The sequence below is a fragment of the Rummeliibacillus sp. TYF005 genome (assembly GCF_003844195.1).
GTDB lineage: Bacteria > Bacillota > Bacilli > Bacillales_A > Planococcaceae > Rummeliibacillus.
The window spans coordinates 1-14536 of the sequence record NZ_ML122596.1; the positions used below are offsets into that span (position 1 = coordinate 1).

The 14536-nt window shown below is 34.7% G+C and carries 11 protein-coding genes and 1 other annotated feature; all 11 genes read right to left on the reverse strand.

Annotation, left to right across the window (positions count from 1 at the left end):
- Positions 1–115 precede the first annotated feature (115 nt).
- Positions 116–2053, reverse strand: a complete 1938-nt coding sequence (thrS, locus tag CW357_RS16650; protein ID WP_124218634.1) for a threonine--tRNA ligase — start codon at positions 2051–2053, stop codon at positions 116–118.
- A 181-nt stretch (positions 2054–2234) separates the two neighbouring features.
- Positions 2235–2475 (reverse strand) — a binding site (T-box leader).
- Between the two features lie 76 nt (positions 2476–2551).
- The gene (gene dnaI / locus CW357_RS16655; protein WP_124218635.1) at positions 2552–3496 is read right to left on the reverse strand and encodes a primosomal protein DnaI; all 945 of its coding nucleotides are present in this window, start codon (positions 3494–3496) and stop codon (positions 2552–2554) included.
- A 1-nt stretch (position 3497) separates the two neighbouring features.
- Complete coding sequence (locus CW357_RS16660) at positions 3498–5315, reverse strand: DnaD domain protein (RefSeq protein WP_233548146.1); 1818 nt, start codon at positions 5313–5315, stop codon at positions 3498–3500.
- A gap of 24 nt (positions 5316–5339) precedes the next feature.
- Positions 5340–5819 (reverse strand): transcriptional regulator NrdR, encoded by a 480-nt coding sequence (gene nrdR, locus CW357_RS16665; RefSeq protein WP_119417025.1) that lies wholly within the window; start codon positions 5817–5819, stop codon positions 5340–5342.
- 206 nt (positions 5820–6025) lie between these two features.
- A complete protein-coding gene (locus tag CW357_RS16670) occupies positions 6026–7051 on the reverse strand; it encodes a glyceraldehyde-3-phosphate dehydrogenase (protein ID WP_119417026.1) in 1026 nt (341 codons plus the stop codon).
- A 133-nt stretch (positions 7052–7184) separates the two neighbouring features.
- Positions 7185–7781 carry a dephospho-CoA kinase gene (coaE, locus tag CW357_RS16675; RefSeq protein ID WP_119417027.1) on the reverse strand — a complete coding sequence of 199 codons (597 nt, stop codon included), beginning with the start codon at positions 7779–7781 and terminating at the stop codon, positions 7185–7187.
- Positions 7782–7795: 14 nt separating this feature from the next.
- Positions 7796–8668, reverse strand: a complete 873-nt coding sequence (gene mutM / locus CW357_RS16680; protein WP_124218636.1) for a bifunctional DNA-formamidopyrimidine glycosylase/DNA-(apurinic or apyrimidinic site) lyase — start codon at positions 8666–8668, stop codon at positions 7796–7798.
- A gap of 12 nt (positions 8669–8680) precedes the next feature.
- Entirely contained in the window at positions 8681–11308 is a 2628-nt protein-coding gene (polA, locus tag CW357_RS16685) for a DNA polymerase I (protein ID WP_124218637.1), read from the reverse strand.
- 269 nt (positions 11309–11577) lie between these two features.
- Complete coding sequence (gene pnpS / locus CW357_RS16690; RefSeq protein WP_124218638.1) at positions 11578–13119, reverse strand: two-component system histidine kinase PnpS; 1542 nt, start codon at positions 13117–13119, stop codon at positions 11578–11580.
- Positions 13119–13838: a response regulator transcription factor gene (locus CW357_RS16695; RefSeq protein WP_119417030.1), complete on the reverse strand. Its 720-nt coding sequence runs from the start codon at positions 13836–13838 to the stop codon at positions 13119–13121. The genes pnpS and CW357_RS16695 overlap by 1 nt, the downstream gene beginning before the upstream one ends.
- Positions 13839–13927: 89 nt before the next feature.
- Positions 13928–14374 carry a MaoC/PaaZ C-terminal domain-containing protein gene (locus CW357_RS16700; RefSeq protein ID WP_119417031.1) on the reverse strand — a complete coding sequence of 149 codons (447 nt, stop codon included), beginning with the start codon at positions 14372–14374 and terminating at the stop codon, positions 13928–13930.
- Between the last annotated feature and the right edge of the window lie 162 nt (positions 14375–14536).

A 14536-nucleotide genomic window follows, 5' to 3' on the forward strand; every position in this document is an offset into this window, starting at 1 on the left:
TTGACAACCCCAACAATTAGTATAGAACCAAGATAATACAATGCAATACGAAAAAAAGAACACATCCTCAAATTAAGGATGTGCTCTTTCTTCAATATATAAACTAATAACAAATTTATCCTTTATGAGCTACGTCAGCTTGAATAGCTTTTAAGAATTCGTCAAATGAAACAGTTTCAGAATCTTTAGAGCCGTAGCGACGAACATTTACGCTACCACTTTCTAATTCTTTATCACCTAAAACAAGCATATAAGGGATTTTTTTCATTTGAGCTTCGCGAATTTTGTAGCCAAGTTTTTCATCACGATAATCCATTTCTACACGGAAACCTGCAGCTTGAAGTTTTTCTTGTACACTTTTAGCATAATCGAAGTGAACATCGTTAGATACAGGGATTACTTGTACTTGAACAGGTGCTAACCAAGTTGGGAATGCGCCTTTGTATTCTTCGATTAAGAAAGCAACAAAACGTTCCATAGTTGATACTACACCGCGGTGGATAACAACTGGACGATGTTGTTTACCATCTTCACCTACATAGCCTAAATCGAAACGTTCTGGCAATAAGAAGTCAAGTTGTACTGTAGATAAAGTTTCTTGTTTACCAATAGCTGTTTTTACTTGAACATCTAGTTTTGGACCGTAGAATGCAGCTTCACCTTCAGCTTCATAATAGTCTAAACCAAGATCATCCATAGCTTCTTTCAACATACTTTGTGCTTTTTCCCACATTGCATCGTCATCGAAGTATTTTTCAGTATCTTCAGGATCGCGATAAGAAAGTCTGAATTCGTAGTCGTTTAAGTCAAAATCTTTATAAACAGATAGGATTAGTTCAACTACTTTTTTGAATTCTTCTTTGATTTGATCTGGACGTACGAATAAGTGAGCATCATTTAAAGTCATGCCGCGTACACGTTGTAGTCCAGATACTGCACCACTCATTTCATAACGGTGCATTGTACCAAGTTCTGCCACGCGGAATGGAAGATCACGATATGAACGCATTGCTGATTTATATACCATCATATGGTGTGGGCAGTTCATAGGGCGAAGAACTAAAGTTTCGTTATCCATTTCCATTGGTGGGAACATATCATCTTGGTAGTGATCCCAGTGACCTGAAGTTACATAAAGTTCTTTAGAACCTAGTACTGGAGTATACACATGTTTGTAACCAAGAGATACTTCTTTATCCACAATATAACGTTCAATTGTACGACGAATAGTAGCACCATTTGGCAACCATAATGGTAAACCTTGTCCAACTAATTTGCTTGTTGTAAATAATTCAAGTTCTTTACCAATTTTACGATGATCACGTTCTTTTGCTTCTTCAAGCATTTGAAGATGTGCTTTTAATTCATCTTTTGTAAAGAATGCTGTACCGTAGATACGTTGAAGCATTTTGTTATCAGAGTTTCCTCTCCAATAAGCTCCTGCAATTGATAATAGTTTAAATTCTTTAATTTTACCTGTTGAAGGTACGTGTACCCCACGGCAAAGGTCAAAGAAATCGCCTTGTTCATAGATTGACACTTGTTCATCTTCTGGAATAGCTTCAAGAAGTTCTAATTTGTATTCATCATCAATTTCTTCAAAGCGTTTTTTCGCTTCTGCACGAGAGACATCGTGACGGACGATTTCAATGTTTTCAGCAATGATTTTTTTCATTTCTTTTTCGATACGTGGGAAATCATCTGAAGTAATTGGTTCAGGAGAATCGATGTCGTAATAGAAACCATCATCAATAACTGGACCTACTCCAAGTTTTACCCCTGGGAATAAGCGTTTTACAGCTTGGGCTAAAAGATGAGCTGTAGAATGACGCATTACTTCAAGTGCTTCTTTATCAGCAGGTGTAATGATAGAGATTGAACCATCTTCTTCAAGAGGTGTTTTTGTATCAACTAATACGTCGTTAAATTTACCGACGATTGCTTTTTTACGTAACCCTGGACTAATTGATAATGCTACAGCATCAGTAGTGATTCCTTTTTCAAATTCTTTCACTGAGCCATCTGGGAATGTTAATTTGATCATGTCTGCCATAATAATCTCTCCTTTTTTGTATTCTAGAGCCCTGGGCCACAAATAAGTGCTGAAGGCGCTCGTTTAGCTACTACAAGCACTGGAACCTTCAAATTGAAAGCGTCTTTTTGCTTTTAACCGAGAAGGTGAATGACTCGTTTAGCTGTGAAAACATCGATTCTACACAAAAAAATCCCGTCCACAAAGGGACGAGATTTATACTCGTGGTTCCACCCTTCTTCCTTCTAAGCAAAGATTACGATACATTTTTGCATAGATGAAGCTCTAGTTCGGCTAACGGGCCGCAACCGTCGACAATTACTTATACTTCACTGTCGCTGCTCCAAGGCGGTAAATTTTGTGTCGTTACTAAGAAGCTTTCAGCCATGGCTTCCCTCTCTTTGAGTCGTGCAGAAAATTGTTGTCCTTATCAAAGCATTTCATATTTAGATTATGGTTGAAATTATATACTGAAATGATTTTAAAATCAAGCGCCAATTTAGGTCATCTTCAGCAAAACTAATCGTGATACAACCTTCTATTTTCGCCGACCATTTCAAAATCTGTTGTTAATGCTCTAATACGTTCCATAATTCTCGCTGCTTTCATAACATCTACTTCGCCTTTTTGGGTTGTTGCAAAATGATCTTCTAACTGTTCATAATTGTAATTAGAAGTGATAAAAACTGGTAATCCTTCATTCATGCGGAATTGTAATATCGTTCCGATGATTTCATCTCTTGTCCACGGAGATAGATTTTCTGCGCCTAAATCATCTAACATTAGAACAGGTGCATTCTTTACAAATTCAACTTTTTCTTGTAGAGATTGATCTTGAATTGAACTTTTTAACTCACTTAAGAAATCAGGTACATAAACCATAACTGTCTTGATCTCCATTGAAGCAAGTTCATTTGCAATTGCACCAAGAACAAATGATTTTCCAACCCCAAAATTGCCATATATATAATAACCTGTTCTAGGTAAGTTCCCAGTGTTTTTAACGTTTTGAATAAACATCTCAGCAAACGTACGGATTGCTTTTTTAGATTCATTGCTCGTATCTAAGTCACTGATTTTGGCCTTTAATACATCCTTTGGCATATGCATACTAGAAATCATAGATGCTGCTTTACGACGCGCATCTTCCATTCTTTTTGTCTGACAAGGTGTATATTCTACATCGATTTTCCCTCTAATGATTGTTAGTTTTGGAACAAAACCGTTTATTGCATTTTTACAAGTAGCGACAGATTCACATTGGCTACAATCATGTTGTTGATTGACATATTCATAAAGTTTTCCTAAACCTCTTTCGACCATTTGACGATTTGCGACTTGGTCGTTTTCAGCAAGAAATTTTTGCACACCTTTATCTTCGAGGATTTCTTTTTGCATTTCATCAAAACGAGCTTGAAACTGTGAATCCATGATTTTCGTTAATCTGTTGTTGATTGGTTCCATTCTATGAATCCACCTCTCCTTCATTCATACCTAACTTCTTCATAATTTCCTGACGTTTCTTTTCATAATCTGTTTGCTTATGATCTATTTGTTTTACTTCTTTTTTCTTTTGCTGCTTTAACTTATTTTCATAATACCAATCAGGAACATTTTGTGATTTAGCAGTTTGTTTCCCCTTAGGCATATATTGTTTACGGTTTTTCTGTATTTGATAATCCTTCGCAAAATTAAGCGCTTGTTCCGCTTTTTGAATATTATTTTTTTGCCAATTGGCTGCTATTGCCTGTATGAATGCACTATTTATATTCGCATTACTTAAATAATAAGCATAATGTATAAGAACATTTACAACAGGAACAGGCATATCATATTTCTTTATAAATTCATTTACTACTTTAACATCTCTTTCAAACGGTGCCTTTCCTTTGACGAGCATCGATAACAATTCTAGGGATTCTGCATTATTTAGTATTTCTAGTAACTCTTTTTTCAACTCTTCCGCATTGGCAAAATCAGAATCTACAAACTGTGGAAGTTGATAAAAAGTACCTGCCCCTGCTTTCAATATCTTGTATTCTTTCGAGTAATCCTTGGTTTCTATAGAAGCATCTTCTTGTTTAGAATCTATTCCCTTTTGTTCTTCAAAATCTCTTGCCAATTTCATGGCTTCTCTTGCTGATTTAACACCAGTATTACGCCAATGTGACGCAATAGTTTCTATATATTTCCGATTCAATTTACCGTGATTTCGCAAAAAGACATAGTGAATAAGTACGTTGACTACAGGCGTTGGCATACCATATTGCATCACCAAATCTTCGACTAACTGGCGATCACTTGGAAATGGTTCCTTGCCTCCTGCTACAGCTGTTAATACATCAATAGGAGAAGAAGTTTCAAACCATTTTATCAGCTCTTGTTCCATCGGGTTTATATCGTTATCATCCACTGGAGTTTGCGTGAATAATTCTTGCTTTTGTTTTACATTTTCCATAACAGATTGCATTGTTGGCGGTTCTTTCGATACTGTCAATTTATAATAATCAGCAGCTTCTTTCTTTAAACGTAAATCACTTAATCCCATTTCATCATCAAGTGCTAAAAGAATGATCTTTTGCATATCAAATGGTGTTAAATGGTAAAGAAACGCTAATTTCGCAATCGTTGCTTTCGCTTCAGCCGTTAAAACAGATGAAGGTACAAGCTGTTCAGAAAGAGTAGATCTTAAAAGATGAAAATCAAATTCTTCATAGTTGAACGGTAATTCTTTTGGCTTTTCTTGTATTCCAGTAAGGTGGATTTCATCAGACGGTATATTATGCTGAACAGGTCTATAAACATCTGTAAATGTTCTAGATACTTCCTGATAGCCATAACTAGACAGCCCTTTTGAAACAAAGCGTTGACGCAAATTTCTATATGCTGATTCACCAATCTTACTATATAAGAACATAGATAAAAGTGGATCATCAAAAAAAGTAGCTGCATCGAGTGGCGGCATTACATCATAGAGAAAAGAACGCATTTCTTGTTGGTCTTTGCGCCATGTTCGAAGTAAACCAATCGCTTCGAGCGCAATGCGTGATTCGAAGATTTTACCTATTGGCATGTTCAATGCGTTCATCAAATGATAATGTGACATCGTACTATCTTCGGAATTTTCGCCCTCTGCCCATAATAAAAAATATAAACTGATGGGTTCTGCTCCAATAAGCGGTTGATACAAAAGCGTGATTAACTTTCGATCATAACTTGATAGAGGAAATGGAACACGAATGGATAGTCGATCAACAGGTTGCAATTCTTTATATAAATTCACCAACGGTTCCCTCCAAAACTTCTATTATTGATCATTTTCTCGTTCTTTAGATTGTTTTTCGATTAATTCTCTAAGCTCATCGATAAAGACATTGATATCCTTAAATTGACGATAAACAGAGGCAAAGCGAACATAAGACACCTCATCTATTTTAGAAAGGCGATCCATCACCATTTCACCAACATCTTCTGTTTTCACTTCAGCATTCCCAATACGACGTAAATCTTGCTCTATATTAAACACTAAATCCTCTAAAATATCTAATGATACTGGACGCTTTTCACAAGCTCGAATAAGGCCACGAAGTACTTTTTCATGGCTAAACTCTTCACGTGATCCATCTTTTTTGATCACAATAAGAGGCATTTCTTCTACTTTTTCGAAAGTTGTAAAACGAAACCCACATGATTCACATTCACGACGTCTACGAATTGCTTTGTTATCATCGACTGGTCGACTATCAATGACTTTTGTTCCATTAAATTGACAAGTTGGACATTTCATAATTTTTCTCTCCTGATTTCGAAAACATATTAGTTTATCTATTATATCAAAAAATAATGGTATAAATCGAAAAAAAGAGTAGAAAATCCTCTTTACATAAAAAATAACTCGAAATCCGTCATATTTATCAAAAAAGGCTGTTTCAAAAATCCAGTTTCCACTGAATTTTTGAACAGCCCATTCATTTTAGTATTATTTAAAAAAATTTAAACGTTAACTTCTTGTTGTTTTAATTCAGAAACAACTTTTTTTGTTAAGTCTACAACACGTGCAGAGTAACCCCATTCGTTATCGTACCAAGCAATAACTTTTACTTTATTGCCACCAATAGTCATTGTTGTAAGACCATCAATAGTTGCTGAAGCTGGATTTGTATAGTAATCACGAGAAACAAGTGGTTCCATCGTGAAATCTAAAATACCTTTTAAAGGACCTTCAGCAGCATTTTTAAATGCTTCGTTTACTTCTTCAATAGTTACATCACGTTGCAGGTCTACTACTAAATCGACTAATGATACATCAGGTGTAGGAACACGTAATGCCATACCATGTAATTTACCTTGTAATTCAGGTAACACAAGTGTTAACGCTTTAGCTGCACCTGTAGAAGTAGGAATGATCGATTCAGCACATGCACGAGCACGACGTAAGTCTTTATGTGGATTATCAATATTTTTTTGGTCATTTGTATATGAATGAACAGTTGTCATTAAACCATTGATGATACCAAATGTATCATTTAAAACCTTTGCAACTGGTGCAAGGCAGTTTGTTGTACAACTTGCATTTGAAATAACATCATGTTTAGAAAGATCTAATTTTTCATCATTAACGCCCATTACAATAGTGACATCTTCATTTTTTCCTGGTGCTGTTAAAATTACTTTTTTTGCACCTGCTTCAAGATGTAATGCTGCTTTACTACGTTCATTGAACTTACCAGTTGCTTCAATAACAACATCTACGTCCATTTCTTTCCAAGGTAAGTTTTGAGGGTTACGTTCATTTACAAGTTGTACACGCTTACCATTTACGATTAGCGCATCCTCTTCTGCTTTTACTTCACCATCAAATTTACCATGAGATGTATCATATTTAACCAAATGAGCTAATGTCTCAGCTGGATAACTTGCATTTACCGCAACAATATTTAAATCATCTTGTAGAATCGCTTGACGGAATACCATACGTCCAATACGGCCAAATCCGTTAATAGCAATCGAAACTGTCATGAATAATATCCTCCCTATTCACTACGTTATACTTAATTTGTATTATTCACAAATAGTATAGCACATTTATTAGAAAGTAAAACATAATTTAATCTATATTTTAAAATTTATATTTTCAGAAATTTATATCTTTTTAACAGTTGCAGTCCCATAAATCCAGTATTTTCAACAGTTGAGCACGGGTATTTTCTAAGTTTCCATTATTATAAATGACCGCATCAGCACCCTTTTCTTTTACAGAAAGAGGTAATTGAGAAGCTATTCTAGCTTTTGCTTCCTCCTCTAATAAGTGATTTCTTTCCATCAATCTTGCTAGTTGGGTTTCCTCAGAAACAGAAACGACTAAAATTTTCTCCACAAAATGTTGTAATCGACTTTCAAAAAGTAATGGAATATCCATTATTATATGTTTTTCCCCTTTTTCAATCCATTCATCCCTTTGACGCAACATTTCTTGACGAATAGCTGGATGCATAATATCATTTAATTCTTTTCTTTTTGATGGATTATGGAAAATTATATCTCCTAATTTTGCACGATTTAAACTGCCGTTATCTAGTAATATATCTTTTCCAAATACATCTACAATTTTATCTAATGTCTCTGTACCTGGTTCTACTACAACTCTCGCAACAATGTCGGCATCGACAATTGGAAAACCTAATTCTTGTAACATTTTTGCTACTGTACTTTTACCACTTGCAATACTTCCTGTTAAACCAATAATCATTTCTTCACTCACCCTTAATGTTGACAATTTGGACAGTACACTGAATTACGTCCTGAAATTACCAATTGTTTTGTATTAGTATGACATATTGGACACGTTTTCTTTCCATACATCTTCAATCGATCCTGCATGCCACCTGCTTCACCATTGATGTTTCGATAATCAGAAATACTAGACCCACCAGCATCAATACTTTCTTGTAAAATGTCCACAATTGTATAAAATAAGTCTTTCTTTCTTTTTTCACTGATTCTTGAAACTTTTCGTGCAGGATGAATTTTCATACGAAATAAAGATTCAGTTGCATAAATGTTGCCGCAGCCTGCAATTACATGCCCATCCATAATCACTTCTTTCACTGCCTTGTTCGCATATTTTGGTAATTTTGCTTTTGCTAAAAAATAAGGCAATGCTTCTTTTGAAAAAGGCTCTGGTGCTATTTCTAATAGAGGTGGATACTCCTCAATTGAATGGAGTAGACGCAGTTCGCCAAATCGTCGTATGTCAGCATATACAAGAAATTCTTTCTCTCCAAAAGTAAACACGATATGTATGTGCTTTTGAAATTTTGCTTCAGTTATTTCTTCTAATGAACGTACGTGAAACCACGCACCTGTCATCCCTAAATGATTCACTAGTACATAGTTTATATTGTCTTTCTCTAAGAAGAAATAGATGTACTTAGAACGTCGTTTAACTTCTTTAATAGTCATATTTTTTATTGCGTCTGAAAAAATTTCAGGGTCCATCCCCTTGATAATACATGCTTTTCCTTCTTTTATAGAGGTACAAATTGTATTTGAAACCTGAACGCGACGGATTATTTTCCCCGTCACGACAGGTTGAAGTGCACGCACAACTCCCTCAACTTCAGGTAATTCTGGCATGCGATCACTCCTTTATTTTGTTTCATACCATGTTGGACCTGATGCATAATCAGCTTTTAATGGTACTTGTAATTTAAATGCATTTGCCATAACTTCTGGTACTAATTTTTCAAGTACAGGAATTTCTTCCTCGGGTGCTTCGAAGATCAATTCATCATGTACTTGTAATAACATTTTCGCTTGAAGTTTTTGCTCTTTTAAAGCTTTAGCCATATCAATCATTGCTTTTTTAATAATATCTGCTGCACTTCCTTGAATCGGTGTATTCATAGCAGTACGTTCTGCAAAACTACGTAAGTTGAAGTTTGAACTATTTAAATCGGGCAAGTAACGTCTGCGGTTTAGTATTGTTGTTACATAGCCTTTTTTCTTTGCCTCTTCTACGATATTTTTCATATAATTTTGGACGCCAGGGAAGCTTTTAAAATAGCGCTCGATAAATTCAGCAGCTTCTTTACGGGTAATATTTAAATTTTGTGATAAACCATAATCACTAATACCATATACTATTCCAAAGTTAACGGCTTTGGCAGTACGTCTCATATTTGATGTAACTTCTTCTTCTCCAACATGAAAAACATCCATTGCTGTTTTCATATGAATATCCATGCCATGGTTAAAAGCATTGATCAAATTTTCATCGTTAGACATATGTGCAAGTACACGTAATTCGATTTGAGAATAATCGGCAGCAAACATTTTCCAACCTTCATGAGAAGGAACAAATGCTTGGCGAATTTTTCGCCCTTCTTCTAGACGAACCGGAATGTTTTGTAAGTTAGGATCTGTTGAACTTAAACGTCCTGTTGACGTTAACGCTTGTTGATAGCGTGTATGGATTTTTTGATCCTCTTCATGAATGACCTTTAACAACCCTTCAATATAGGTAGATTGTAGTTTGCCAAGTTGACGATATTGTAAAATATGTTGAATAATTTCATGCTCTGGAGCTAGTTTTTCTAACACATCTGCAGCCGTTGAATAACCTGTTTTTGTCTTTTTAATAACAGGTAGACCAAGTTTTTCAAACAAAATAACTCCTAGTTGCTTTGGTGAATTGATATTAAATTTTTCTCCTGCGATTTGATATATATTCTCTTCAATCTCTTTTAGCTTAGCGGTTAGTTCTGCACCCATTTCGATGAGACGATTGCGATCAACTGCAACTCCCTCACTTTCCATTTCACTAAGAATAGTAGCTAATGGCAATTCTAGATTACGGTATAGATCATATTGTTCGTTGGTTTTTAACTGTTCTTCAAGTTTTACTTGAAGATTCCATACAGCTGAGGCTTTTCGACATGTATGTTCTGCTATAACTATTTGTTCAGGGACTGTTTTTTTAGCTCCTTTTCCATAAACAACGTCATTCGATTGAACATCTCTATAACCGAATTCTTTTGCCACAACAGCTACATCATCTGATGACATTGCGGGATTTAAAATATAGGCTGCTAGTAGTAGATCAAACTCTACTCCTTTTAACTTAATACCACTACGCAAAAATGCTGCTTGAGTTGCCTTCGAATCAAATAAATATTTTTTCTTTGAATCATCTTCAAGCCAAGATTTAAGATTTCCTGACGCCAAGACTTTTTCAAACGGAACAAAGTAAGCTATGTCACCATTTGCAATTGCCACACCAAATTTATCGCAAGTATGATAGTGTTCGTCAGCTAATTCTAGATGGATCGCCATCGGACTAGTTAATTGATCAGCAGTAAGATCGTCGATAATTTCAAAATTCAACTCTGCTGTTTCCTTTGCTTCGGATTCGTATTCACTTTTTTCGATTAATGATTTAAACGAAAGTTCTTGCCATAAAGCAAATAGATTTTCCACATCAGGACCTTCATAGTTTAGATCATCCAGTTTAACTTCAATTGGAGCCTCACGATTAATCGTTGCTAGTTGTTTACTCATTTTCGCTTGTTCTTCGTTGTTTCCAAGCTTTTCTTTCAGTTTTGCTCCACTTACTTCTTCTAGATGCGCATAAACTTCTTCTACAGTAGGAAATTGTTTTAAAAGCTTAATCGCCGTTTTCTCACCTACGCCAGGAACACCAGGAATATTATCAGATGAGTCACCCATTAATCCCTTCATATCAATAATTTGGTGGGGTGTCAGTCCATATTTTTCACTAATATGATCCGGCGTATAATGTTCAATATCTGTCATGCCTTTACGAGTAATATATACAGTTGTATTGTTAGATGCTAATTGTGTTAAGTCTTTATCTCCTGAAACAATAATAACTTCAAGACCTTTTTCATCCGCTTCTTTACTCAATGTGCCAATAATATCATCTGCTTCATACATTTCTAACTCATATTGTTTAATCCGATAAGCATCAAGTAATTTTCTAAGGTACGGGAATTGCTCAGATAATTCTGGAGGTGTTTTTTGACGACCACCTTTGTATTCGGAATATGTTTTATGTCGGAAGGTTGTTTTCCCAGCATCAAATGCAACAAGCATTTTCGTCGGCTTTTCCTCTTCCAAAATTTTTTGTAACATAGTGGTAAATCCATAAATCGCGTTTGTATGAATTCCTTGGTCATTTGTTAACAATGGCAACGCAAAAAACGCTCGATAAGCCAAACTATTACCATCTAATAAAAGTAATTTTTCCTTTGTCATTTTGGCACACTCCTAAATAATTAACTCATTTTTTATCTAATAATAATTTTTCATGAATGATTCGTTCTTATTATTTTACCATGCCTATAATAAGAAAGGAAAAGACGACTATGTAAAATGCGAAAAAACGTTCGCTCATACAAAAAGAGAGCGCATGTAATAATGCAACTCTCTTTTTGTATTATATAATTTGAAGGGGGCTTCATAAATTAGTATAATTACTAAATTTGAAGATAATATAAACTTAATGTTAAGTCATTGTAAATGAATTACTTTTCTATTCTCGGAAAGATCAGACGCATTGTTGTTCCTTTTCCTACGCTGCTTTCAACTTCGATTTTCCCATGATGTACCTCAACTAAATGTTTAACAATAGCTAAACCTAAACCTGTTCCACCCGAATTTCTACTACGGTCGCGATCTACACGGTAAAAGCGTTCGAATACTCGCGGAAGTTCTTCTTCACTAATACCTATACCCTCATCTGATATTTCGACAATAGCATTTTGAGATTCTTCATATAGATGAACTAGTATCTTTGTGTTTTCAGGTGAATAATTAATGGCATTAATCATTAAATTCATCATGACTTGGACTAAACGGTTATTATCTCCATTTATATAAACCTCTTCATCAATAATTGCTTCAAAATGCATATTCTTTTCGTCTAATTTCTGATTTGTCATTTCTATAGTTCGAATAATGACATCTTTTAAACTTGTTTTTTCCATATTCACTGTAAAACCTGTTTTTTCTATTTTAGATAAATCTAGTAGATCATTTACAAGCATCTGCAAACGATTGCTTTCTTGATACATTATATCTAAGAAATTCAATAAGGTTTCTTGATCTTTATATGCACCGTCTAACAATGTTTCAGAAAAACCTTTAATAGATGTAATAGGTGTTCTTAGCTCATGTGATACGTTTGCTACGAAGTCTTTACGAACTTGTTCAAGCATTTTCAACTCCGTAATATCATGCATTACGATCACTACACCAAGCCAAAGTCCATGTTCTCCAACTACAGGCGCACCGTAAACCTCCATATCAAAATAGCCTTTTTCAACTTGAATATGAATTTGTTTCCTATATGGAATTTCGGTCATAAAAACATGATCTACAAATTCCTCTAATTCGATAGGTAGCCCCAATTCTCGAAATAGTTGTCTTTTAACGTCTTCATATGTTTGATCAAATAACTCAGTAAAAGTTCGATTGACAATTGTTATTTCGCCTTCTCGTCCAATCATGATTAGTGCACTACCCATATTCTCAATCAACGTTTTTAAACGTTCTTGTTCAATTTCACGAACAATCACAATATCTTGTAAATTACGTGCTAGAACATTGATTGCCTTACTTAAACGCAATGTCGGTGAACCAGTAATTTCATATGCACGTGCACGGTAATTGCCCTTCGCAAGTTCAAATGCTGTCATCATAACATTATCTATAGGCTGCGATAAATTTTTAATAAGACGATACGTCACCATTATTAAAATAATAAAAGCTAATATGAAAATAATTGCAAGCAAAATCCAAAACTGCAATCGTATATCAGATAAATCTTGTAAATTTGTATTATCTTTAATGGAATTAATAATTGCACGTTCTTGAGATTCTGTTAATGAAACATGTTGTTCCTTAATAGCATGCATCACATCATCTTTAGCTTTAATAGAATTTGACCTAACAGTATCTTTTACTAATAGCGGGAAAAGCTGACCCAGAGTAATTCCTAGACCAGCTAAAGTAACAATATATAATGAACTAAAAGTAATCAGTAAACGAAATCTTAAAGATTGTATCAATTTTTTGGCTCCTCGAATTTATAACCTAAACCTCGAATTGTCTTGATAAACTTCGGCTTTCTGCTATTTTCTTCAATTTGATCACGTAAATGGCTAATGTGAACATCTACTATACGTGTATCACCTGCAAAATCATAATGCCATACAGCACTTAATAATTGATCACGAGTTAAAACTCGATTCTTATTTTCCAAAAGATATACAAGCAATTCAAATTCCTTTGGCGTAAATTCCAATAACTTATCATCCATAAATACTTCAAAACGATCTGGATAAACATTTAAACGACCAAAGTGATAAGATTTTTCCTCTGAACTCTCTTCCTCTATTTCTTGAGAGTTTTTGATCACCTTAGAACGTCTTAAAACTGCTTTAACGCGTGCCATTACTTCTCTTGGACTGAATGGCTTTGTCATATAGTCATCGGCACCTAACTCTAGGCCAAGTACTTTGTCAAACTCATCGTCCTTTGCAGTAAGCATTATTATTGGGATATCCAGTTTTTTTATACGTAATTCTTTGCAAACTTCCATACCATCTAATTTTGGTAGCATTAAATCTAACAAAATTAAATCTGGTTTTTCAGAAATTGCTTTCTGCAAACCATCGCGTCCATCATTTGCTATGATCACATCGTATCCAGCTTGTTTTAAATTGTATTGTAATAAAGTCGCAATTGATAATTCATCGTCCACTACAAGTATTTTGTTTGTCATTTATATGCCTCCGCAATTGATTTGAAACCCCCATCTCAAATCTAATTTGCTCTATGATGTTTTTAATCCAATACCCTTTGTTACCAAATTCATTTTGGGTGAATTGGTGGAATAGCTGTTACAGTACCCTCTAACACAATTTCTTCCTTACTATTTAATCCTTCAACTTTCACTTTTATCTGACGATTAATAGTGTCAATATTTTCTACCGTTAATTGAATTTGAACTGTTTCATAATGATATAAAGGAGTAGGAAAGTGAAAGGTTTGAGCACAAATATATGATCCTGCACCTGGTAAATGTTTGGAAATAGCTGAAGTAACTATTCCAGTCAGCATAATAGTCGGTACTACTGGTTTTTCATAAGCGGTTGATGCAGCATAGTCATGTTGTATGTACAAAGGATTATTGTCATTTGTTAAACCTAAATATAATAATAAATCCTTATCCTCTATTCTCTCTGTTAGCTGAATCGACTCCCCTACTGATAATTCTTCAAGCTGTTTGCCCAGCCTTCTTTTTTTATCAAGTAACACAGGATTCCCCCTTTGAAGTATTCAGTAAGTTTATAGTATCAATAATTGTGTGAAAAATCGAGTATGAATATAAAGTTGTCATTTCTATCACTAAAAAAGCCGTGTAGATATCATTTTCCTACACGGCTAGTTAAATCGAGTAGGAGGGAGTGATTAACTCCC